The sequence below is a fragment of the Pseudomonas sp. BW16M2 genome, assembly GCF_014268865.1.
GTDB classification, from domain to species: Bacteria; Pseudomonadota; Gammaproteobacteria; order Pseudomonadales; family Pseudomonadaceae; genus Aquipseudomonas; species Aquipseudomonas peradeniyensis.
Window position 1 is genome coordinate 149935 of the sequence record NZ_JABWRI010000012.1, and the last position, 22865, is coordinate 172799.

General features: G+C 64.8%; 24 protein-coding genes. 18 read left to right on the top strand and 6 right to left on the bottom strand.

Going from position 1 to position 22865, the window contains the following annotated elements:
* Positions 1-12: 12 nt before the first annotated feature.
* The 4 genes from HU735_RS13670 to purT all read left to right on the top strand — a co-directional run bounded on the left by HU735_RS13670 (position 13) and on the right by purT (position 2579).
* The gene (locus HU735_RS13670; RefSeq protein WP_186713922.1) at positions 13-537 is read left to right on the top strand and encodes a gamma carbonic anhydrase family protein; all 525 of its coding nucleotides are present in this window, start codon (positions 13-15) and stop codon (positions 535-537) included.
* Positions 527-724, top strand: coding sequence for a DUF1289 domain-containing protein (locus HU735_RS13675; protein ID WP_028691596.1), 198 nt, complete (start codon positions 527-529; stop codon positions 722-724). The genes HU735_RS13670 and HU735_RS13675 overlap by 11 nt, the downstream gene beginning before the upstream one ends.
* Before the next feature lie 86 nt (positions 725-810).
* On the top strand, positions 811-1278 hold the full coding sequence (locus HU735_RS13680) for a VUT family protein (RefSeq protein WP_050704194.1): 468 nt from the start codon (positions 811-813) through the stop codon (positions 1276-1278).
* Positions 1279-1397: 119 nt separating this feature from the next.
* Positions 1398-2579 (top strand): formate-dependent phosphoribosylglycinamide formyltransferase, encoded by a 1182-nt coding sequence (gene purT / locus HU735_RS13685; RefSeq protein WP_186713923.1) that lies wholly within the window; start codon positions 1398-1400, stop codon positions 2577-2579.
* 78 nt (positions 2580-2657) lie between these two features.
* On the opposite strand, the gene HU735_RS13690 is transcribed toward purT, so the two are convergent.
* From HU735_RS13690 to ccsA, 3 genes are all read right to left on the bottom strand, one after another.
* Positions 2658-3962, bottom strand: a complete 1305-nt coding sequence (locus HU735_RS13690) for an MFS transporter (RefSeq protein ID WP_186713924.1) — start codon at positions 3960-3962, stop codon at positions 2658-2660.
* Between the two features lie 242 nt (positions 3963-4204).
* A complete protein-coding gene (locus HU735_RS13695) occupies positions 4205-5392 on the bottom strand; it encodes a transporter associated domain-containing protein (RefSeq protein WP_186713925.1) in 1188 nt (395 codons plus the stop codon).
* 9 nt (positions 5393-5401) lie between these two features.
* A complete protein-coding gene (gene ccsA / locus HU735_RS13700) occupies positions 5402-6211 on the bottom strand; it encodes a cytochrome c biogenesis protein CcsA (RefSeq protein WP_050704198.1) in 810 nt (269 codons plus the stop codon).
* A gap of 218 nt (positions 6212-6429) precedes the next feature.
* Between ccsA and ffh the strand changes: the two genes are divergently transcribed.
* From ffh to HU735_RS13730, 6 genes are all read left to right on the top strand, one after another.
* Positions 6430-7806 carry a signal recognition particle protein gene (gene ffh, locus HU735_RS13705; protein ID WP_050704199.1) on the top strand — a complete coding sequence of 459 codons (1377 nt, stop codon included), beginning with the start codon at positions 6430-6432 and terminating at the stop codon, positions 7804-7806.
* 232 nt (positions 7807-8038) lie between these two features.
* On the top strand, positions 8039-8290 hold the full coding sequence (gene rpsP, locus HU735_RS13710; protein ID WP_011535318.1) for a 30S ribosomal protein S16: 252 nt from the start codon (positions 8039-8041) through the stop codon (positions 8288-8290).
* 5 nt (positions 8291-8295) lie between these two features.
* Positions 8296-8832, top strand: a complete 537-nt coding sequence (gene rimM, locus HU735_RS13715) for a ribosome maturation factor RimM (RefSeq protein WP_050704200.1) — start codon at positions 8296-8298, stop codon at positions 8830-8832.
* A 3-nt stretch (positions 8833-8835) separates the two neighbouring features.
* Entirely contained in the window at positions 8836-9588 is a 753-nt protein-coding gene (gene trmD, locus HU735_RS13720; RefSeq protein WP_028691588.1) for a tRNA (guanosine(37)-N1)-methyltransferase TrmD, read from the top strand.
* A gap of 42 nt (positions 9589-9630) precedes the next feature.
* Complete coding sequence (gene rplS / locus HU735_RS13725; RefSeq protein WP_011535315.1) at positions 9631-9981, top strand: 50S ribosomal protein L19; 351 nt, start codon at positions 9631-9633, stop codon at positions 9979-9981.
* Positions 9982-10081: 100 nt separating this feature from the next.
* Positions 10082-10489 carry an acyl-CoA thioesterase gene (locus HU735_RS13730; protein ID WP_023629813.1) on the top strand — a complete coding sequence of 136 codons (408 nt, stop codon included), beginning with the start codon at positions 10082-10084 and terminating at the stop codon, positions 10487-10489.
* A gap of 19 nt (positions 10490-10508) precedes the next feature.
* On the opposite strand, the gene HU735_RS13735 is transcribed toward HU735_RS13730, so the two are convergent.
* Positions 10509-12329 (bottom strand): sodium:proton antiporter, encoded by a 1821-nt coding sequence (locus tag HU735_RS13735; RefSeq protein WP_186713926.1) that lies wholly within the window; start codon positions 12327-12329, stop codon positions 10509-10511.
* Between the two features lie 68 nt (positions 12330-12397).
* Here HU735_RS13735 and xerD point away from each other — a divergent pair, with 68 nt between their 5' ends.
* The 6 genes from xerD (at position 12398) to HU735_RS13765 (ending at position 17990) form a co-directional block, all read left to right on the top strand.
* Complete coding sequence (xerD, locus tag HU735_RS13740) at positions 12398-13294, top strand: site-specific tyrosine recombinase XerD (protein WP_186713927.1); 897 nt, start codon at positions 12398-12400, stop codon at positions 13292-13294.
* Between the two features lie 154 nt (positions 13295-13448).
* A complete protein-coding gene (locus HU735_RS13745) occupies positions 13449-14198 on the top strand; it encodes a thioredoxin fold domain-containing protein (RefSeq protein ID WP_028691584.1) in 750 nt (249 codons plus the stop codon).
* 81 nt (positions 14199-14279) lie between these two features.
* Positions 14280-15584, top strand: coding sequence for a homoserine dehydrogenase (locus HU735_RS13750; protein WP_050704206.1), 1305 nt, complete (start codon positions 14280-14282; stop codon positions 15582-15584).
* Between the two features lie 67 nt (positions 15585-15651).
* Positions 15652-17061 (top strand): threonine synthase, encoded by a 1410-nt coding sequence (thrC, locus tag HU735_RS13755; protein WP_186713928.1) that lies wholly within the window; start codon positions 15652-15654, stop codon positions 17059-17061.
* Positions 17062-17216: 155 nt separating this feature from the next.
* A complete protein-coding gene (locus tag HU735_RS13760; protein WP_186713929.1) occupies positions 17217-17582 on the top strand; it encodes a histidine kinase in 366 nt (121 codons plus the stop codon).
* A gap of 126 nt (positions 17583-17708) precedes the next feature.
* Positions 17709-17990: a DUF3509 domain-containing protein gene (locus HU735_RS13765; protein ID WP_186713930.1), complete on the top strand. Its 282-nt coding sequence runs from the start codon at positions 17709-17711 to the stop codon at positions 17988-17990.
* 174 nt (positions 17991-18164) lie between these two features.
* On the opposite strand, the gene HU735_RS13770 is transcribed toward HU735_RS13765, so the two are convergent.
* Complete coding sequence (locus HU735_RS13770) at positions 18165-19043, bottom strand: TIGR02285 family protein (protein ID WP_186713931.1); 879 nt, start codon at positions 19041-19043, stop codon at positions 18165-18167.
* Between the two features lie 10 nt (positions 19044-19053).
* Entirely contained in the window at positions 19054-20253 is a 1200-nt protein-coding gene (locus HU735_RS13775; RefSeq protein WP_186713932.1) for a CaiB/BaiF CoA-transferase family protein, read from the bottom strand.
* A 141-nt stretch (positions 20254-20394) separates the two neighbouring features.
* On the opposite strand from HU735_RS13775, the gene HU735_RS13780 reads away from it, so the two are divergent.
* Positions 20395-20937, top strand: a complete 543-nt coding sequence (locus HU735_RS13780; protein WP_050704212.1) for a YaeQ family protein — start codon at positions 20395-20397, stop codon at positions 20935-20937.
* A 30-nt stretch (positions 20938-20967) separates the two neighbouring features.
* Complete coding sequence (gene recJ / locus HU735_RS13785; RefSeq protein WP_050704213.1) at positions 20968-22677, top strand: single-stranded-DNA-specific exonuclease RecJ; 1710 nt, start codon at positions 20968-20970, stop codon at positions 22675-22677.
* The last annotated feature ends 188 nt before the right edge of the window (positions 22678-22865 follow it).

A 22865-nucleotide genomic window follows, 5' to 3' on the forward strand; every position in this document is an offset into this window, starting at 1 on the left:
GAGGAGCGATACATGAAATACCGCCTGGGCGACCTGCGGGTCGAGACCCATCCCGAGAGCTGGACCGCGCCCAACGCCACCCTGATCGGCAAGGTGCGCCTGCAGGCGCGTGCCAGCGTCTGGTTCGGCGCGGTGCTGCGCGGCGACAACGAGCTGATCGACATCGGCGAGGACAGCAACGTCCAGGACGGCACGGTGATGCACACCGACATGGGTTCGCCGCTTAACATCGGGCGAGGCGTGACCATCGGTCACAACGTCATGCTGCATGGCTGCACGGTCGGCGACTACAGCCTGATCGGCATCAACGCGGTGATTCTCAATGGGGCGCGGATCGGCAAACATTGCATCATCGGCGCCAACGCGCTGATCCCCGAAGGCAAGGAAATTCCCGACGGCTCGCTGGTGATGGGCTCGCCGGGCAAGGTGGTGCGTGAGCTCACCGAACAGCAGAAGCGCATGCTCGAGGCCAGCGCCGCGCACTACGTGCACAACGCCCAGCGCTATGCGCGCGAGCTGGTGATCGATGAAGACTGACGAACGGCCTGTGGCCTCGCCCTGCGTCAGCATCTGCGCGCTGGACGAGCAGGATATCTGCACCGGGTGCCAGCGCACGGTGGACGAGATCACCCGCTGGGGGCGGATGGACAACGAGCAGCGCCGGGAGGTGCTGAAGAAGTGCCATGAGCGGGCGCTGGCGGCCGGGCTGGTGATTGGCCTGTAGTACTGAAGCTCGTGGCGTGGGAGCGGGCTTGTCCCGCGATGGGGCCGGCGCTAATCTGTGCGGCTGGCCCACCGAACACACAGACCATGTTCTATCTCATCGCCTACATCAGCAGCGTGGTGCTGATCAACTACGCCTTTTCCAGCGCGCCACACCTGGACGTGATCTGGTCCGCCTGGGGTGGATTGGTGTTCATCCTGCGCGACATGGTGCAGACCCGCTACGGCCACGGCGCGCTGCTGGCCATGCTGGTGGCGCTGGTGCTGTCCTATGCGACGTCGGAGCCGGCCATCGCCCTGGCCAGTGCCACCGCGTTCTTTGTTTCCGAGCTGATCGACTGGCTGGTGTTCAGCGTCACCCGCCGGCCCCTGCGTGACCGCCTGTGGCTGAGCTCGGCGCTGAGCATTCCGGTGGACACCTTCATCTTCTTCGGCATGATCGGCGCGCTGACCCCGGCGGTGATCGGCACCGCGTTGGCCTCGAAGTTCGCCGGGGTCACGGCGGTGTGGTTGATCATGGCCTGGCGGGCACGGCGCGCGGCGCTGGCCGGCTGATCATCGTCGCGGCTATCGCGGGGCAAGCCCGCTCCCACGGAATCTTGTAGAATACCGGTCCATTTTTCAGCGGGCGGCAGCCAGCGTGGCGCGGCCCCGGACGCCTTCGAGGACCTGAAATGACCCGTATCGGAACCCCATTGTCGCCCACCGCGACCCGTGTACTGCTGTGCGGCTGCGGCGAGCTGGGCAAGGAAGTGGTGATCGAACTGCAGCGCCTGGGTGTCGAGGTGATTGCCGTGGACCGTTACGCCAATGCGCCGGCCATGCAGGTCGCGCACCGCAGCCACGTGATCAATATGCTCGACGGCGTCGCCCTGCGCGCGGTGATCGAGGCCGAAAAGCCGCACTACATCGTGCCCGAGATCGAGGCCATCGCCACCGCCACCCTGGTCGAGCTGGAAAATGAAGGCTTCAACGTGGTGCCTACCGCCCGCGCCACCCAACTGACCATGAACCGTGAAGGCATCCGCCGCCTGGCGGCCGAAGAGCTCGACCTGCCGACTTCGCCGTATCACTTCGCCGACACCTACGAGGACTACGCCAAGGCCGTGGCCGACCTGGGCTACCCGTGCGTGGTCAAGCCGGTGATGAGCTCCTCGGGCAAGGGCCAGAGCCTGCTGCGCGGCGACGATGACCTGCGCAAGGCCTGGGACTACGCCCAGGAAGGCGGCCGCGCCGGCAAGGGCCGGGTGATCATCGAGGGCTTCATCGACTTCGAGTACGAGATCACCCTGTTGACCGTGCGCCATGTGGGCGGCACCACCTTCCTCGCGCCGGTCGGTCACCGTCAGGAGAAGGGCGACTACCAGGAGTCCTGGCAGCCCCAGGCCATGAGCCCGAAGGCACTGGCCGAGTCGCAGCGCGTGGCCCAGGCGGTCACCGATGCGCTGGGCGGGCGTGGCCTGTTCGGCGTGGAGCTGTTCGTCAAGGGCGACCAGGTGTGGTTCAGCGAGGTCTCGCCGCGTCCTCACGACACCGGCCTTGTGACCCTGATTTCCCAGGACCTGTCGCAGTTCGCCCTGCATGCCCGGGCCATTCTCGGCCTGCCGATCCCGGTGGTGCGCCAGTTCGGTCCATCCGCCTCGGCGGTGATCCTGCCGGAAGGTCAGTCGCAGCAGACCAGCTTCGCCAACCTCGGCGCCGCCCTGAGCGAGCCGGATACCGCCATTCGTCTGTTCGGCAAGCCGGAGATCAACGGCACCCGCCGCATGGGCGTGTGCCTGGCCCGCGACGAGTCGGTCGAGGCCGCCCGGGGCAAGGCGACCCGTGCTTCGCAGGCGGTCAAGGTCGAGTTCTGATCTGCAACGATCGCGGGGCAAGCCCGTTCCCACGCCTGTATCAGCCTGGCGTGGGAGCGGGCTTGCCCCGCGATTGATTCAAAGCTCGGTATGACGGGTTTCTTTCAGGCACAACACGGCAATCAAACTGATCACCGCCGCCACCGACACATACCCCCCGACCCAGCTCAATCCCCCCATGCTCACCAGCTTCTGGGCAAAGAACGGTGCCGCCGAGGCGCCGACGATGCCGCCCAGGTTGTAGGCCGCCGAGGCGCCGGTGTAGCGCACATGGGTCGGGAACAGCTCGGGCAACAGCGCGCCCATCGGCGCGAAGGTCACCCCCATCAGGAACAGCTCGATGGCCAGGAACAGCGCCACGCCCGTGGTCGAACCTGAGGTCAGCAGCGGTTCCATGGTGAAGCCCGAGGCGATCGCCAGCAGGCCGCCGACCACCAGCACCGGCTTGCGCCCGTAACGGTCACTGAGCCAGGCTGACAGCGGCGTGGCCAGGGCCATGAACACCACCGCGAAGCACAGCAGGCCGAGGAAGGTCTCGCGACTGTAGCCCAGGGTGGTCACGCCATAGCTGAGCGAGAATACCGTGGAGATGTAGAACAGCGCGTAGCACACCACCATCGCCGCAGCGCCCAGCAGGGTCGGCAGCCAGTAGCGGGCGAACAGGTCGACCACCGGCATCTTCACCCGCTCATGACGGGCCACGGCCTTGGCGAACACCGGGCTTTCCTCCAGCTTCAGGCGCACATACAGGCCGACCAGCACCAGCGCCGCGCTGAGCAGGAACGGAATGCGCCAGCCCCATTCGCGGAACTGCTCGTCGCTGAGCACCAGGGCCAGGGTGAGGAACAGGCCATTGGCGGCGAGAAAGCCGATCGACGGGCCCAGCTGCGGGAACATGCCGAACCAGGCGCGCTTGCCCTGTGGCGCGTTCTCGGTGGCCAGTAGCGCCGCGCCGCCCCATTCGCCGCCCAGCCCCAGGCCCTGGCCGAAGCGCAGCAGGCAAAGAATGATCGGGGCCCAGACGCCGATGCTGTCATAGCCGGGCAGCACGCCGATCAGCGTGGTGGACACGCCCATCAGCAGCAGCGAGGCGACCAGCGTCGACTTGCGCCCGATGCGGTCGCCGAAGTGGCCGAACAGCGCCGAGCCCAGCGGGCGGGCAAGGAAGGCGATACCGAAGGTGAGGAAGGCCGCGAGCATCTGCGCGGTGCCGGAGCCGGACGGGAAGAACACCGGCCCGATCACCAGCGCGGCGGCGGTGGCGTAGACATAGAAATCGTAGAACTCGATGGCGGTGCCGATGAAGCTGGCGGTGGCCACCCGGGCCGGCGAATTGACCGGTGTTGCCGAGGCAGGTTCGGCGTAGGTGCTGCTGGTAGTCATGCGAAGGTCCCTGACAGTCATGCTCCATGGGGCACGGCCCATGTGACGGGCACACGGGAGCCGGAGCGTATTGTTGTTGGTCGCGCGACTGACGATAGCCCAGGGGATAGGCGGTGAGCGGTTGCTGTTCGGGGTGCTGAAGCAGGACCGCGGGGCGTGTCAGTGGTGCGGACTGGCCGTCGGGCGCCAGGTGCGGGTAGCGGGCGGGACGGCAGGGCTGGGTAAGCGTGTTTCGAGTATAGCTATCGAGTCAGTGTCCAGACCAGTACCTTGCTTGCGCAATTATCCTCGGTTTCGAGGATTTCCAGCCGATATCTGCCAATTTTCAGGCAGACCGCGCTTGCCGGGATACTTTCCAGCGCCTCGGTGACTAGGCCGTTGAGGGTTTTCGGCCCGCCGTCGCAGGGCAGGTGCCAGCCAAGGGTGCGGTTGATCTCGCGCAGCGAGGCGGTCCCTTCGATGACGAAGCGGCCGTCCGGTTGGGGATGGACGTGAGGGTTGTCCAGGCTCTGCTCGTCCTCGAACTCGCCGACGATCTCCTCGAGGATGTCCTCCAGGGTGACGATGCCCAGCACCTCGCCGTATTCGTCCACCACCACGCCCATGCGCCGCTGCTGCTTGTGGAAGTTCAGCAACTGCATCTGCAACGGCGTGCTTTCGGGGACGAAGTAGGGTTCGTAGCAGGCCGCCTGGAGTTTCTCCGGGGTCAGTTCGGCCCGTGGCAGCAGGTGGCTGATCAGCTTGGTGTTGAGTACCGCTTCGACCTGGTTGATGTCGTTGTGGTAGACCGGCAGGCGGGTGTGACGGCTGACGATCAGCTGCTCGATGATGCGCTCGATGGGGTCGTCGAGGTTGATGCCGTCGACTTCGTTGCGTGGCACCAGGATGTCGTTGACGGTGATCTTGTCCAGCGCCTGCAGGCCTTCCAGCAGGCCGTTGCGGGTGTTGTCGACCGGGCCGTCCTCGTCGAAGTCGTCGTCTGCCTGCGGGTGCAGGGCCACCGCGGTGGGCTGCACGCGGAACGGGCGCAGGATCAGCCTGGCGCAGCCATCGAGCAGGCAGCCCAGCGGCTGCAGCAGCGCCAGTGGCCACTTCAGCAGGTTGCCGCCCAGGCTCAGGAAGGCTTGCGGGTCGCGGCGGGCCAGGCGGCGCGGCAGGTAGTCGGCGAGCACCAGCAGGGTGAAGGTGGCCCCGAGGCCCGCCAGCCAGAAGCCGTGCTCACCGTCGTAGCGCTGGCCGATCAGGCAGGCCAGGCCCAGCACCAGCAGCTTGCCGAGGCTGGCGCCGAGCACCAGGCCCTGGGCGGGGAGGGTGGCGTCGCCCTGGGCAGCGGCTTGCTGGCGGGCGCTGTCGACCGCGGTGAACAGCGCCGACCACAGCAGCGCCAGTGCGATGATGCCGAGCAGCGGGGCGTACGGCAGGGTGTCCATGGGCGGCCGTCAGATATGCAGGATGAATTCGCGGACCAGCTTGCTGCCGAAATAGGCCAGCATCAGCAGGCAGAAGCCGGCCAGGGTCCAGCGGATCGCCTTGTGACCGCGCCAGCCAAGGCGTGTGCGGCCCCACAACAGCACGCTGAACACGACCCAGGCCACACAGGCCAGCAGGGTCTTGTGCACCAGGTGCTGGGCGAACAGGTTGTCGAGGAACAGCCAGCCGGAGATCAGCGACAGCGACAGCAGCACCCAGCCGGCCCAGAGGAAGCCGAACAGCAGGCTTTCCATGGTCTGCAGCGGCGGGAAGTTGCGGATCAGCCCGGACGGGTGCTTGTGCTTGAGCTGGTGGTCCTGCAGCAACAGCAGCAGGGCCTGGAACACGGCGATGGTGAACAGGCCGTAGGCCAGGATCGACAGCAGGATGTGCGCGAGGATGCCGGGCTCTTCGTTGATCAGCGGCACCGTGCCGGGCGGGGCGAACTGGGCCAGCAGCGCGGTCACCGCGCCGAGCGGGAACAGCAGTACCAGCAGGTTCTCCACCGGGATGCTCAGGCAGGCGAGCAGGGTCAGGCCGATCACCGCCACGGCGATCAGGCTGGCGGCGCTGAAGAAGTCCAGGCTCAGGCCCAGGGGCGTGATCAGCTGGAAGAACAGGGCGCCGCCCTGGGCGACCACCGCCAGGGTGCCGAGCAGGCCCAGCAGCCGTTTGTCGGCGCGGGCGCCACGGGCCAGTCCGGTGGCCTGGTAGACGGTCGCGGCCAGATAAAGGAAGGCGGCGAGCAGATTGGGGATGAGGCTGGGTGAAGAGAACATAAGTCCTGGCAGGCAAGCCCTAAAGGGACGGAGTTTGGCATAGATCGCGGTGGGCAAGGAAGACTGCGTGTCAATCGCGGGGCAAGCCGGTGGTCCCGAGCGAGGTGTGCGTAGGAAGCAGTCTCCGCTATAATCGCCGCCTTGCTCTGCCCGGCGCGTGTACATGTTCACCTGGGCATCTGAAAAACCTCGGCTCCACTGGGCCTGAAAGGATCACCATGTTCGAAAACCTGACCGACCGCCTGTCACAGACGCTGCGCCATGTCACCGGCAAGGCCAAGCTGACCGAAGACAACATCAAGGACACGCTGCGCGAAGTGCGCATGGCCCTGCTCGAGGCCGACGTCGCCCTGCCGGTGGTCAAGGATTTCGTCAACAGCATCAAGGAGCGCGCGGTCGGCACCGAAGTGTCGCGCAGCCTGACCCCGGGCCAGGCCTTCGTGAAGATCGTCCAGGCCGAGCTGGAAAGCCTGATGGGCGCGGCCAACGAAGAGCTGACCCTCAACGCCGCGCCACCCGCCGTGGTGCTGATGGCCGGTCTGCAGGGCGCCGGTAAGACCACCACCGCTGGCAAGCTGGCGCGTCACCTGAAAGAGCGCAAGAAGAAGAGCGTGATGGTGGTGTCGGCCGACGTCTACCGTCCGGCGGCGATCAAGCAGCTCGAAACCCTGGCCAACGACATCGGCGTGACCTTCTTCCCGTCGGATATCAGCCAGAAGCCAGTGGCCATCGCCGAGGCGGCGATCCGCGAAGCCAAGCTCAAGTTCATCGACGTGGTGATCGTCGACACCGCCGGCCGCCTGCATGTCGACGCCGACATGATGGACGAGATCAAGGCGCTGCACGCCGCGGTCAAGCCGATCGAGACCCTGTTCGTGGTCGACGCCATGACCGGCCAGGACGCCGCCAACACCGCCAAGGCCTTCGGCGACGCCCTGCCGCTGACCGGCGTGGTGCTGACCAAGGTCGACGGTGACGCCCGTGGCGGTGCCGCGCTGTCGGTACGCGCCATCACCGGCAAGCCGATCAAGTTCATCGGCATGGGCGAGAAGACCGAGGCCCTGGAGCCGTTCCACCCGGATCGTATCGCCTCGCGCATCCTCGGCATGGGCGACGTGCTCAGCCTGATCGAGCAGGCCGAGCAGAACATCGACAAGGCCAAGGCCGACAAGCTGGCCAAGAAGCTGAAGAAGGGCAAGGGCTTCGACCTCGAGGACTTCCGCGACCAGCTGCAGCAGATGAAGAACATGGGCGGCCTGGGTGGCCTGATGGACAAGCTGCCGAGCATCGGTGGCGTGAACCTGTCGCAGATGGGCAATGCCCAGGGCGCGGCCGAGAAGCAATTCAAGCAGATGGAGGCGATCATCAACTCCATGACCCCGGCCGAGCGTCGCGACCCCGACCTGATCAGCGGTTCGCGCAAGCGCCGCATCGCCCTCGGCTCCGGCACTCAGGTGCAGGACATCGGCCGCTTGATCAAGCAGCACAAGCAGATGCAGAAGATGATGAAGAAATTCTCCGCCAAGGGCGGCATGGCCAAGATGATGCGCGGCCTTGGCGGGATGCTGCCGGGTGGCGGCATGCCAAAACTGTAAAAGAATCCGGTGGGCTTCCTTATATGAGGAAGCCCGCCAGACCCCCGCTACGGCGGGATCATGGCCACCGCGAGGTGGCCCAAACCGGCAGAACTGAGCGGCAGGCCCCGGCATTGCCGAAAAAGGCATTTGCAAATGTCCGTGTATTCCCCGAGAATATGCGGCCTTTTGGGCACCCGTGTGCCCATTGGGCATTCAGTTTTGCAGCACCGACTATAGGAACGATGTTCACATGGTAACCATTCGTCTGGCCCGTGGCGGCTCGAAAAAGCGCCCATTCTACCACCTGACCGTGACCAACTCGCGTAACGCCCGTGACGGCCGTTTCGTTGAGCGCGTTGGCTTCTTCAACCCGATCGCATCGGGCGCCGAAGTCAAGCTGTCGGTCAACCAAGAGCGCGTCACCTACTGGCTGAGCCAGGGCGCACAGCCGTCTGAGCGCGTTGCTCAGCTGCTGAAGGAAGCTGCCAAGGCTGCAGCCTGAGCAGTATGAACGCGACGCCAGAAAAGGCTGATGACCTCATCGTCGTTGGCAAGATTTTTTCGGTTCACGGCGTTCGCGGCGAGGTGAAGGTGTATTCCTTTACCGATCCGATTGAAAACCTGTTGGATTACCCGCGCTGGACGCTCAAGCACGAAGGCAAGGTAAAACAGGTCGAGCTGGTCAGCGGTCGTGGCTCCCAGAAGGGCCTGGTCGTGAAACTCAAAGGCCTCGATGATCGTGATGAAGCCCGTCTTCTGAGCGGTTACGAAATCTGCATCCCGCGGAGCCTTTTGCCCAACCTGGCAGCCGACGAGTACTACTGGTACCAGTTGGTGGGCCTGAAGGTCATCAATCAGGACGAACAACTGTTCGGCAAGATCGATCACCTGTTGGAGACCGGCGCGAACGATGTAATGGTGGTCAAGCCCTGCGCAGGCAGCCTGGATGATCGCGAGCGTCTGTTGCCCTATACCGGGCAATGCGTGCTGGCAATCGACCTGGACGCAGGCGTGATGCGGGTTGAGTGGGACGCGGACTTCTAGACGATGGGTAACCTTCGCGTAGACGTCATCACGTTGTTCCCCGAGATGTTCTCGGCCATCACGGAGTACGGCATTACCAGCCGCGCGGTGAAACAGGGGTTGCTGCAAGTGACCTGCTGGAACCCGCGGGACTACACCACAGATCGCCACCACACCGTGGATGATCGGCCGTTTGGCGGTGGTCCGGGCATGGTGATGAAGATCAAGCCTCTGGAAGACGCCCTGGTTAGCGCCAGGCAGGCAACCGGAGCATCGGCAAAGGTGATCTACCTTTCGCCACAAGGCCGCAAGCTGACCCAGCAGGCGGTCAAAGGCCTGGCCGAACAGGAATCGTTGATCCTGATCGCCGGTCGTTATGAAGGCATCGACGAGCGCTTTATCGAGGCTCATGTCGATGAGGAGTGGTCGATTGGCGACTATGTGCTTTCCGGTGGCGAGCTGCCGGCCATGGTACTGATCGATGCGGTTACACGGCTGCTGCCCGGAGCTTTAGGGCATGTGGACTCGGCGGAGGAAGACTCTTTCACCGACGGTCTGCTGGATTGCCCGCACTACACCCGACCTGAGGTGTATGCGGATCAGCGTGTTCCCGACGTGTTGCTAAGTGGCAACCATGCACATATCCGGCGTTGGCGGATGAAGCAGTCCCTTGGTAGGACCTTCGAACGACGCGCCGATCTTCTGGAAAGTCGCTCGCTTTCTGGAGAAGAGAAGAAGCTGCTCGAGGAATACATCCGCGAGCGGGACGATAGTTAAACGTATCGATGGTGGATCAAGTATCCATCTTAGGAGCACAGCATGACCAACAAGATCATCCAGCAGCTCGAAGCCGAGCAGATGAGCAAAGAGATCCCGACCTTCGCACCAGGCGACACCGTTGTCGTTCAGGTTAAAGTGAAGGAAGGCGACCGCTCGCGTCTGCAGGCGTTTGAAGGCGTCGTTATCGCCAAGCGTAACCGCGGTCTGAACAGCGCCTTCACCGTGCGCAAGATCTCCAGCGGCGTTGGCGTAGAGCGTACCTTCCAGACCTACAGCCCGCAGATCGACAGCCTGGCCGTGAAACGTCGTGGTGACGTGCGTAAAGCCAAGCTGTACTACCTGCGCGACCTGTCCGGCAAAGCCGCTCGCATCAAGGAAAAACTGTCCTGAGTACAGTTTGCCTGGCGGCCTAGGCCGCCTTGCGAGAAAAAAGCAGCCTTCGGGCTGCTTTTTTGCTTTCTGAAACCCGCCCTTGCGATGTGACCCGAAGATGACCACCCGAGACCAGGAAATCCAGCGCCGCACCGAGCTGTCGGTGACCCGCGTGACCAAGGCGGTGTTCCCCAACACCACCAACCACCACAACACCTTGTTCGGCGGCACCGCCCTGGCGTGGATGGACGAAGTGTCGTTCATCGCCGCCACCCGATTCTGCCGGTTGCCGCTGGTGACCGTGTCCACCGATCGCATCGACTTCAAGCACCCGATCCCGGCCGGTTCGATCGTCGAGTTGGTGGGCACGGTGATCAAGGTCGGCAACACCAGCCTGCAGGTGCAGGTGGATGTGTTCGTCGAGAACATGTACCTCGATGGCCGCGAGCGGGCGATCCATGGCGTGTTCAGCTTCGTCGCCATCGACGAGGACAAGCGCCCGGTGCCGGTGCTGCCGTTGGCCTGATTCCAGGGCCATTCATGGATCAATGCGCCACAGGTTGCTCGGTCAGCTCCGGCTCCACCAGCGCCACCAATGTCCACCCAGGCTGCGGCTTGAGCGGATTGTCCGGGCTGGCCACATGCACCCAGCCTTGCCCGTCCCGGGCGAACAGCAGCGTGGCCCGCGGGCCATGCAGTTGCTGGTAGTCGCTCCAGCCGAAGGCCTCGGTCAGCGTGGTGCTGTACAGCTCGGCGCCCTGGTGCAGCAGCTTGGCCAGCTGTCCATAGGTCATCGGGCTCGACCCGAGCAATTGCCCGCGATGCTCCTCGCTGGCCCGGTGCTTGTCGCTGCGCTGTTTTTCCAGGCCGCTGGCCAGCACGAACAACCGGGCCTGGCCGAAGTCATGGCGAAAGCGCGCACAGGCCAGGGCATTGAGTTCGCCCGCTGGTGACAGCCCCAGCAGATGGCCCAGGCCGACCAGGTCGAGGTGGGCGTCGGCGTGCTGCGAGGCGGGGTTGCCGAAGTAGGTCGGCAGGTTGTCCATGCGCGCGGCGCGGATGTTCTCCCAGCTCGAGTCGGTCAGCAGCACCCGACAGCCCAGTTGCTGCAGGGCCTTGGCGATAACCCGTGCCGGTGGGTTGGCGCCGACCACAAGGAACCCGCTCGGCGCCGGTTCCGCCACCTTCAGCAGGCGGGCCAGGGGCCTTGAGGTGGCGCTTTGCAGTACCACGGTGCCGATGATCACGGCGAAGGTCAGCGGCACCAGCAGCAGGGCGCCTTCATGCCCGGCCTGGTCCAGGCGGATGGCGAAGATCGCCGACACGGCCGCGGCCACAATGCCTCGTGGCGCGATCCAGGCCAGCAACGCCCGTTCCCGCCAGCTCAGCGGCGAGCCCAGGGTCGACAGCAGGACGTTCAGCGGCCGTGCCAGCAACTGGATCACCAGCAGCAGCGCCAGTACCGCCGGCCCCAGGGCCAGCAGCGCGTGCAGGTCGAGTCGCGCGGCCAGGAGGATGAACAGGCCGGAGATCAGCAGCACGCTGAGGTTCTCCTTGAAATGCAGGATCTGTCGCACGTCCACGCCGGGCATGTTGGCCAGCCACATGCCCATGAGCGTGACCGCCAGCAGGCCCGATTCATGGACGATCTGGTTGGCGGCGATGAAGATGCCCAGCACCGCCGCCAGCGAGGCCAGGTTGTGCAGGTATTCCGGCAGCCACTGCTCGCGCATGACCTGCCCGAGCAGCCAGCCACCGGCAACGCCCAGCGCGCTGCCGCAGAAGATCACCCCGGCAAAGGTCGCCAGGCTTTGGCTCAGGCCCTCGCCGGCGGCGCTGGCGATGATGAAGCTGTACACCACCACCGCCAGCAGCGCGCCGATCGGGTCGATGACGATGCCTTCCCAGCGCAGGATATTGGCGATCGCCGCCTTTGGCCGCACCACCCGCAGCATGGGCACGATCACCGTGGGGCCGGTGACCAGGGTCAGGGTGCCGAACAGGATCGCCAGGGGCCAGTCGAAACCCAGCAGCCAGTGGGTGGCCAGGGCGATCACCAGCCAGGTGCTCAGCGCGCCGACGGTGACCAGGCGATGCACCACGCTGCCGATCTCGCGCCATTGCGACAGGTGCAGGGTCAGGCTGCCCTCGAACAGGATCAGCGCCACCGCCAGCGACACCAGCGGCATCAGCAGCGGGCCGAACAGTGCCTGGGGCTGCAACCAGCCCAGCACGGGCCCTGCGAGGATGCCGCACAGCAGCAGGAAGAGGATCGCCGGCAGCTTCAGGCGCCAGGCCAGCCATTGGCAGAGCAGGGCGGCGGCACCGATGCCGCCGACACTCAAAAGAATCTGCTGTTCGTTCATGCGGGCTCCCTCTGCATGCCGTGTTATGAAAGACTAAGCGTCATTTCGTCGTTTGCCACCGAGTCTTCATGCCTGCACTGGACCACCCTCTGATCGACCAGTTCCTCGATGCCCTCTGGCTGGAGAAGGGACTGTCAGACAACACCCGCGCTTCGTACCGCAGCGACCTGGCGCTGTTCAATGGCTGGCTGCAGGAGCATGGCGTGGCACTGCCCGATGCCGGGCGCGAGCTGATCCTCGACCACCTGGCCTGGCGTTTCGATCAGGGCTACAAGCCGCGTTCGACCGCGCGCTTTCTTTCCGGGGTACGCGGGTTCTTCCGTTACCTGCTGCGCGAGCGGCTGGTCGCGGTCGACCCGACGCTGCAGGTGGACATGCCGCAGCTGGGCCGGCCCCTGCCCAAGTCGCTGTCGGAGGCCGATGTCGAGGCCCTGCTGCAGGCGCCGGACCTCGGCGAGGCCATCGGCCAGCGCGACCGTGCCATGCTCGAGGTGCTCTATGCCTGCGGTCTGCGGGTGACCGAGCTGGTCAGCCTGACCCTGGACCAGGTCAACTTGCGCCAGGGCGTGCTGCGGGTGATGGGCAAGGGCAGCAAGGAGCGCCTGGTGCCGATGGGCGAGGAGGCGGTGGTGTGGATCGAGCGCTACCTGCGCGATGGCCGCGCCGAGCTGCTGGGCGGGCGCCCCAGCGATGTGCTGTTCCCCAGCCAGCGCGGCGAGCAGATGACCCGCCAGACCTTCTGGCATCGCATCAAGCACCAGGCGCGGGTGGCTGGCATCGACAAGCCGCTGTCGCCGCACACGCTGCGCCACGCCTTTGCCACCCACCTGCTCAACCATGGCGCCGACCTGCGCGTGGTGCAGATGCTGCTGGGCCACAGCGACCTGTCCACCACGCAGATCTACACCCATGTGGCCAAGGCCCGGCTGCAGCAGTTGCACGCCGAACACCATCCACGTGGATGAATGCTTTTCATGTTCCGCCGACCGGTGCCTGAGTACCCCTACTGCGCCAGTTTGTTGTGGTAGGCTTGGACGGTTTGTTGCAAGGGCCGAATGTTCGCCACCCGCCAGGGTCAAGTAACGCCCCCACGGCCCCGTCCGCCTTCAGGAGTACCCCATGCGCGTGACCCAGATTTTCGCCGCCGCCGCCCTGGCGTTGGCCAGTACCTTTGCCGTCGCCGCGGCCACCGATGCCAACGCCGGTGCCGAGCAGGCGATCCGCAAGTCCTTGCAGAACCTCGAGCTGGAAGTGCCGGTCGAGAGCGTCAGCAGCAGCCCGCTCAATGGCCTGTACGAAGTCAAGCTGCAGGGCGGTCGCGTGCTGTACGCCAGCGCCGACGGCCAGTTCGTCATGCAGGGCTACCTGTTCCAGATCCAGGACGGCAAGCCGGTCAACCTCACCGAGAAGACCGAGCGCCAGGGCATTGCCAAGCTGATCAACGGCATTCCGGTTGGCGAGATGGTGGTCTACCCGGCCAAGGGTGAAACCAAGTCGCACATCACCGTGTTCACCGACACCACCTGCCCGTACTGCCACAAGCTGCACGCCGAAGTGCCGGAACTCAACCGCCGTGGCATCGAAGTGCGCTACGTCGCCTTCCCGCGCCAGGGCCTGGGTTCGCCGGGTGACGAGCAACTGCAGGCGGTGTGGTGCTCCAGCGATCGCCGCGCGGCGCTGGACAAGATGGTCGACGGCAAGGAGATCAAGGCCGCCAAGTGCGCCAATCCGGTCAGCAAGCAATTCCAGCTGGGCCAATCGATTGGTGTAAATGGCACGCCGGCGATCGTTCTACAGAATGGCCAGGTGATTCCGGGTTACCAGCCGGCGCCGCAAGTGGCCAAGCTGGCCCTGGCCGAGAGCAAGTAATCAATTCAGACGCCGTCGTCATGGGGTGACGGCATGTTTCACGGTCGGCGCAGGTGCCGGCCGTTCTATGGGGAGTTCACAGTGAAACCGGTCAAAGTAGGCATCTGTGGGTTGGGGACCGTCGGTGGCGGAACCTTCAATGTACTTCAGCGCAACGCCGAGGAGATCGCCCGCCGTGCCGGGCGCGGTATTGAAGTGGCACAGATTGCCATGCGCTCGCAGAACCCGAACTGCCAGATTACCGGTACCCCCATTACCGCTGATGTGTTCGAAGTCGCGAGCAACCCCGAGATCGATATCGTCATCGAGCTGATCGGCGGCTACACCATTGCCCGCGACCTGGTGCTCAAGGCCATCGAGAACGGCAAGCACGTGGTCACCGCCAACAAGGCGCTGATCGCCGTGCACGGCAACGAGATCTTCGCCAAGGCCCGCGAGAAGGGCGTCATCGTCGCCTTCGAAGCCGCCGTGGCCGGCGGCATTCCGGTGATCAAGGCGATCCGCGAGGGCCTGTCGGCCAACCGCATCAACTGGCTGGCCGGCATCATCAACGGCACCGGCAACTTCATTCTCACCGAGATGCGCGACAAGGGCCGCGCCTTCCCCGACGTGCTGGCCGAAGCCCAGGCGCTGGGTTATGCCGAGGCCGACCCGACCTTCGACGTCGAAGGCATCGACGCCGCGCACAAGCTGACCATCCTGGCGTCCATCGCCTTCGGTATCCCGCTGCAGTTCGACAAGGCCTACACCGAGGGCATTACCCAGCTGACCACTGCCGACGTCAACTACGCCGAGGCCCTGGGCTACCGCATCAAGCACCTGGGCGTGGCCCGTCGCACCGCCGACGGCATCGAGCTGCGCGTGCACCCGACACTGATCCCCAACGATCGCCTGATCGCCAACGTCAACGGCGTGATGAACGCGGTGATGGTCAACGGCGACGCCGCCGGCTCCACCCTGTACTACGGCGCCGGTGCCGGCATGGAGCCGACCGCGTCGTCGGTGGTCGCCGACCTGGTCGACGTGGTCCGTGCCATGACTTCCGACCCGGAGAACCGCGTGCCGCACCTGGCCTTCCAGCCGGACGCGCTGTCGGCCCACCCGATCCTGCCGATCGAAGCCTGCGAAAGTGCCTACTACCTGCGCATCCAGGCCAAGGACCACCCGGGCGTGCTGGCCCAGGTCGCCAGCATCCTCTCGGAGCGCGGCATCAACATCGAGTCGATCATGCAGAAGGAAGCCGAGGAGCAGGACGGCCTGGTACCGATGATCCTGCTGACCCACCGTGTGGTCGAGCAGCGCATCGACGACGCCATCGTCGCCCTGGAAGCGCTCCAGGACGTGATCGGCAAGGTCGTGCGCATCCGCGTCGAACAGCTCAATTAATTTCGGCGGCGGGCCGCGACGGCGGCCCCCCCCCCCCCCCCCCGCCCAGCATCGAAGGTTTGCACCCATGCGCTATATCAGTACCCGCGGTCAGGCTCCGGCCCTGAACTTCGAAGACGTCCTGCTGGCTGGCCTGGCCAGCGACGGCGGTCTGTACGTACCCGAGAACCTGCCGCGCTTCACCCAGGAAGAGATCGCCTCCTGGGCGGGCCTGCCGTACCACGAACTGGCCTTCCGGGTGATGCGCCCGTTCGTCGACGGCAGCATCGCCGACGCCGACTTCAAGAAGATCCTCGAAGAGACCTACGGCAACTTCGCCCACGCCGCGGTCGCGCCGCTGCGCCAGCTCAACGGCAACGAGTGGGTGATGGAGCTGTTCCACGGCCCGACCCTGGCCTTCAAGGACTTCGCCCTGCAACTGCTCGGCCGCCTGCTCGACCACGTGCTGGTCAAGCGCGGCGAGCGCGTGGTGATCGTCGGCGCCACCAGCGGTGATACCGGCTCGGCCGCCATCGAAGGCTGCCGCCGCTGCGACAACGTCGACATCTTCATCCTGCACCCGCACCAGCGCGTGTCGGAAGTGCAGCGCCGGCAGATGACCACCATCCTCGGCGACAACATCCACAACATCGCCATCGAAGGCAACTTCGACGACTGCCAGGAGATGGTCAAGGCCAGCTTCGCCGACCAGTCGTTCCTCAAGGGCACCCGCCTGGTGGCGGTGAACTCGATCAACTGGGCGCGGATCATGGCCCAGATCGTCTACTACTTCCACGCGGCCCTGCAGCTCGGTGGCCCGGCCCGTTCGGTGGCGTTCTCGGTGCCGACCGGTAACTTCGGCGATATCTTCGCCGGCTACCTGGCGCGCAACATGGGCCTGCCGATCAGCCAGCTGGTGGTGGCGACCAACCGCAACGACATCCTGCACCGCTTCATGAGCGGCAACCAATACGTCAAGGATTCCTTGCACCCGACCCTGTCGCCGTCGATGGATATCATGGTCTCGTCCAACTTCGAGCGCCTGCTGTTCGACCTGCATGGTCGCAATGGCGCCGCGGTTGCCCAGCTGATGGACACCTTCAAGCAAGGCGGTGGTTTCAGCGTCGAGCAGGATCGCTGGACCGAGGCGCGCAAGCTGTTCGACTCGCTGGCCGTCACCGACGAGCAGACCTGCGAGACCATCGCCGAGGTGTTCAAGGCCACCGGTGAAGTCCTCGATCCGCACACCGCGATCGGCGTCAAGGCTGCCCGCGAGTGCCGCCGCAGCCTGGATACGCCGATGGTGGTGTTGGGCACCGCGCACCCGGTCAAGTTCCCCGAGGCGGTGGAGAAGGCCGGTGTCGACAAGGCCCTGGAGCTGCCAGCGCACTTGAGCGATCTGTTCAGCCGCGAGGAGCGCTGCACGGTGCTGGCCAACGACCTGAAGACCGTCCAGGCCTTCGTCAGCCAGAATGGCAACCGCGGCAAGCCGCTGTAAGCCGAGCGCTATGCGAAAAAGCCCGTCCTAGACGGGCTTTTTTGTGTCCGCGACACAGGGTTTCGCTCTTTCAGACTTTTCCCATGTAGTTCGACACATACCCCTACTAAAGTGGTCGTTCCAACCTACAAGGCACACTGTTCCGGGGGAAGCTCATGCGTCAGCTCAATGTTCTTATCCACCAGGCTCGGCCCTACCACCAGATGCTGTTGCATCAGGCCTTCAATGCCCAGGGCGTCTACAGCGTCCGGGTCACCGATGACGTGCCGACCGCGACGACGCGGCAGCGCCCGGTGGATGTACTGGTGCTCGACCAGCGCATGCCCAGGGGCTATGCCCGGCGCCTGTTCAAGTACCTGGTGCAGGCTTCCTGCGCGGGGGGATTGCTGTTCGTCGGGTGTGCTGGCGCGGGGGAAATGGATCTGGCGCTCGAGGCCCGCCAGTACGGTTTGAATGTGCTGGCAGAGTTGCCATGGCCGATGTCGATGGTGGGCCTGGAACAGGTGCTGGAGCGCCTCTGATCGGACGCTGGCTGGGTACATCGAAACTGTCATGTTGTCCGCGCATGCTCGCGGTAACGGGCCACGGAGAACGTTCCGTCGGCCCGATGGTCAGTTTCCTCGAACCTTAGCCAGCGAGTGATCCGGATGGAAAGAATCTGCAGACTGCTCAACGACGCCCTTGCCCCATACCAGGCCAAGCTTGGTACGCCCGACAGCCTTGGTAGTCGTCAGTTGACACTCTATGACGAGCACGGGGTGGCGATCCTGCAGCGTGGGGTCTGCGCTCGTCAATTGGCGGAGCAGCAGTTGCTGATCGACCTGGTCGATGGCCTGCACCGTGACCTGCAGATCGTCGAAGGTCGCCTGCAACCCTGTGTGATCGCCGCCTTGCAACATCAGCGGCAGATGCACGGAACCTTTGCCTGACAGGCCCATCAGATTCAGCAAGGGCCGTCTGATGGTGCTTTGCTCCGGTACCGTCCAGACTGTCACTGGAAGTCCCAAGGGCTTTCGCTTGACCCTGGTCGTCCTCCCCAGCGGCCGGGGTTTCTTTTTGTTCCGACTCCAGATACGCCCCTGTGCCATCGACTTCGGAACGCTTCAGCGCGCCGACGGTTCACCCTGGTCGAAGAAATGCCTGGCCTGCTCCAGGTAGTCCTCCTGCAGCCCCGGGTCCAGCCAGTGGGCGTACAGTTCGGGCAAGGAATCGCGACGCAAGGTCGGCAGCAGCTTGTCGATATGGGCGATCGCCTCGCGCCCCAGCGGGGTATCCGAGCAGCCTACATGCAGGAACTGGTAACGGTTCACGCCAAGGATGGGGTGGAAACTGTAGTCGTCCAGCGAGCCATTCTGCTGCTGGATCAGGTAGCGGATCTCCGGCCAGTAGCCGAGCACCAGTTGCAGGCGGCCCAATTGCTGCATCTGCAGCAGGCTGGCCGTGGCATCGTTGCCGTAGTGGCGGCTGAAGGCGGTATCAGGCAGTTGCCGGAGCACCTCGTCGACCTGCACGCTGTAGCTGCGCTCGGCGACGATGCCCAGCTTCAGGTGGGTCTCGGCCAGCAAGCGCTGCAGGTCGACCTGCTGGCCGTCCAGGTACGGCGCGAGCAGGGCCTGGTCCTGCTTGCGCACGATCAGGCCACTGCTCAGCACGCCCAACGAAGGTTGGGAGAAATGCACATACCTGGCGCGTTCAGGGGTCCACAGCAGGGTAGGGTCACAGGTGAAACTGCGCTCCTGGAGCATCTGCAGGCCCCGGGCCCGGTTGACCCGGACGATGCTGTGGTCGTACTCGGGCATCTGGGCAATCAGCATCGGCAGCAGTTGGTCGATCACTCCCTGGCTCTTGGCAGGTCCTTCGAAGATGGTGAACGGCGGCAGGTCGCGCACCAGCCACAACAGGCGCTCCCTGGCCTCAGCCGATTGGCCCGCGAGTGCGAACAGCAACAGGCAGAGCACGATGGGCAAATGGCGGATCCGCATGGTGCGTGGGTCAGACCGTGCCGGCCGCACGCAGGCGGGCAATGGCGGCTGGGTCGTAGCCCAGGTCGGCCAGCACCGTGGCCGTATGCTCGCCCAGTGCCGGACCGACCCACTCGGCGGAGCCCGGCGTGTCGGACAACTTGGGCACGATGCCCGGCATCTTGAATGGCTTGCCGTCCGGCAGCCGGGCCTGGAGGAACATCTCGCGGGCGAGGAACTGCGGATCGCCCAGCATGTCCTCGGCGGAGTAGATCCGGCTGGCTGGCACCTCGGCATCGTTCAGCGCCTGCATCACCTCGGCCAGCGGCAGGCTGTTGGCCCAGCGATCGATGACCCCGTACAACTCGTCGCGGCGGGCATCGCGGCCGTCGTTGGTGGCCAGGGTCGCATCGTTGGCCAGGTCGTCGCGGCCAATGGCCTGCATGAAACGCTTGAAGATCGCGTCGCCATTGGCGCCGATCTGCACGTGACGGCCATCGGCGGTGGTGTGGATGCAGGAGGGGGTGATGCCCGGCATGATGTTGCCGGTGCGTTCGCGGATGAAGCCGAATACGTCGAACTCCGGGACCATGCTCTCCATCATGGCGAAGATCGCCTCGTACAACGCCACGTCCACCACCTGGCCCGCGCCGCCGTTGACCTCGCGATGACGCAGGGCCATCAGCGCGCCGATCACGCCCCACAGGGCGGCAATGGAGTCGCCGATGGAGATCCCGGTACGTACCGGCGGGCGGTCCTCGAAACCGGTGATGTAGCGCAGCCCGCCCATGGATTCGCCAACCGCGCCGAAGCCCGGCTGGTCTTTCATCGGCCCGGTCTGGCCAAAGCCCGACAGCCGCACCATGACCAGGCGCGGATTGAGGGCATGGAGCACGTCCCAGCCCAGCCCCAGCTTCTCCAGCACGCCGGGGCGGAAGTTCTCGATCAGGATGTCGGCGTCGGCCAGCAGGCGCTTGAGCACGTCGCGGCCTTCCGGGTGCTTGAGGTTGAGGGTCAGCGACTGCTTGTTGCGCGCTTGGACGAACCACCACAGCGAGGTGCCTTCATAGAGCTTGCGCCATTTGCGCAGCGGGTCGCCGCCATCGGGGGACTCGACCTTGATCACCTCGGCGCCGAATTCGGCGCAGATCCGCGAGGCGAACGGGCCGGCGATCAGGGTGCCGAGCTCGATGACTTTCAGGCCGGCGAGGGGTTTGCTGGGCGTAGGCATGGGGCATCCGTGGCGGCTGGGCGTGAGGGCAGGTTGTATCACAGCTCGGCGGTGGCAGGTATATCGGTGTTGTCTGATCCGACGCTGGCGCCCGGGATCAGTTAGACTGTGCGACTTTCTCCCGCAAGAAGCCTATTGCCCATGGCCCAGCCGTCCACCACCTACAAGTTCGAACTGAATCTGACCGACCTCGATCGCGGCGTGTACGAGAACGTCCGCCAGACCATCGCCCGTCATCCTTCGGAAACCGAAGAACGCATGGCCGTGCGCCTGCTGGCCTATGCCCTCTGGTACAACGAGCAGCTGTCCTTCGGTCGCGGTTTGTCGGATGTCGATGAGGCGGCCTTGTGGGAAAAGAGCCTGGACGACCGCATCCTGCACTGGATCGAAGTCGGCCAGCCCGACGCCGACCGCCTGACCTGGTGCTCGCGGCGGACCGAGCGCACCAGCCTGTTGGCCTACGGCAGCTTGCGCGTCTGGGAAAACAAGGTGCTCGGCGCAGTCAAGGGCCTGAAGAACCTGAGTATCGCCGCCGTGCCGCAGGACGTGCTGGAAGTCCTCGCCACCGACATGCCGCGCACCATCAAGTGGGATGTGATGATCAGCGAAGGCACGGTGTTCGTCACCGACGACCGTGGCCAGCACGAAGTGCAGCTGCAGTGGCTGCTCGGCGAGCGCGGCTGACCTGATTCACTCCAGATTATCGAAGACTCCATGCGTATCGAACCTCGTCCCCTGCCGTCGCCCCTGCCATTGCTGGGCAACCTGCCGCCCCTGCTGACCCGCCTGTATGCCGCCCGTGGCGTGCAGTCCGAGGCTGAACTGGACAAGAGCCTGGCGCGCCTGCTGCCGTTCCAGCAACTCAAGGGCATCGATGCGGCGGTGGACCTGCTGGTCGAGGCGCTCGACCAGCGCCAGCGCATTCTCATCGTCGGTGACTTCGACGCCGACGGTGCCACCGCCAGCACCGTCGGTGTGCTTGGCCTGCGCCTGCTGGGCGCGGCGCATGTCGACTACCTGGTGCCCAATCGCTTCGAGTATGGCTATGGCCTGACCCCGGAGATTGTCGAGGTCGCCCTGCAGCGCCAACCGCAGTTGCTGATCACCGTGGACAACGGTATCTCCAGCGTCGACGGTGTCGCAGCGGCCAAGGCTGCCGGGCTCAAGGTGCTGGTCACCGACCACCACCTGCCGGGCGAGCAGTTGCCCGCCGCGGATGCCATCGTCAACCCGAACCAGCCGGGGTGCGGGTTCCCGAGCAAGTCCCTGGCTGGTGTGGGGGTGATCTTCTACGTGCTGATGGCCTTGCGCGCGCGGTTGCGCAGCCTGGGGCGCTATGAGACGCAGCCGCAGCCGAACATCGGCGAGCTGCTCGACCTGGTGGCGCTGGGCAGCGTCGCCGACGTGGTGCCGCTGGATGCCAACAACCGCATCCTGGTGCACCAGGGGCTGGAGCGCATCCGCGCCGGCCGTGCCCGCGCCGGGCTCAAGGCCATCCTCGAGGTGGCGCGGCGCGATCATCGACGCATCACCTCAACCGACCTGGGCTTCATCCTCGGCCCTCGGCTCAATGCCGCCGGGCGCCTGGACGACATGAGCCTGGGTATCGAATGCCTGTTGTGTGAGGACGCGGCGTTGGCGCTGGACATGGCCCAGCAGCTGGATGGCCTGAACCAGGATCGCAAGTCCATCGAGCAGGGCATGCAGCGCGAGGCGCTGGCCCAGCTCAAGGACCTGCCGGTCGAGTCCATGCCTTATGGCCTGTGCCTGTTCGACGCCGACTGGCATCAGGGGGTGATCGGTATCCTCGCTTCGCGGTTGAAGGAGCGTTACCACCGTCCGACCATTGCCTTCGCCGATGCGGGCGAGGGGATGCTCAAGGGCTCGGCGCGTTCGGTGCCGGGGTTCCATATCCGTGACGCGCTGGATGCCGTGGCGGCGCGGCATCCGGCGTTGATCAGCAAGTTTGGCGGGCACGCGATGGCGGCGGGGTTGTCGTTGCCGGCCGAGCACTTCCCGGCGTTTGCCGAGGCGTTCGATGAAGAGGTACGGCGTCAGCTGCGTGAGGATGACCTGACCGGTCGGCTGTTGTCGGATGGCACCCTGGCGGTTGAGGAGTTTCACCTTGACCTGGCGCGGGCATTACGCAATGCCGGGCCGTGGGGGCAGCACTTTCCCGAGCCGTTGTTCCATGGGGTGTTCCAGTTGGTCGAGCAGCGGGTGGTCGGGGAGCGGCATCTGAAGGTGGTGCTCAAGAGCGAGTGTGGGGCGGTGCGGTTGGATGGGATTGCCTTTGGGGTTGATCGGGAGGTTTGGCCGAATCCTACTGTGCGGTGGGTGGAGTTGGCTTACAAGCTGGATGTGAATGAGTTTCGGGGGAATGAGAGTGTGCAGTTGATGATTGCTCACATGGAAGCTCGGTGATTTTGTTTTGATTGGTTGATTGGTTGATTGGTTGATTGGTTGATTGGTTGATTGGTTGGTTGGTTGGTTGGTTGGTTGGTTGATTAGTTAGTTGGTTGTTTGGTTGTTTTTAAGTTGTATGCGCATTCATTTGCGATGTCGACGCTTATTCACCTTTCCGCCCTTACGGCGGGTAACTTTTTGAAGGA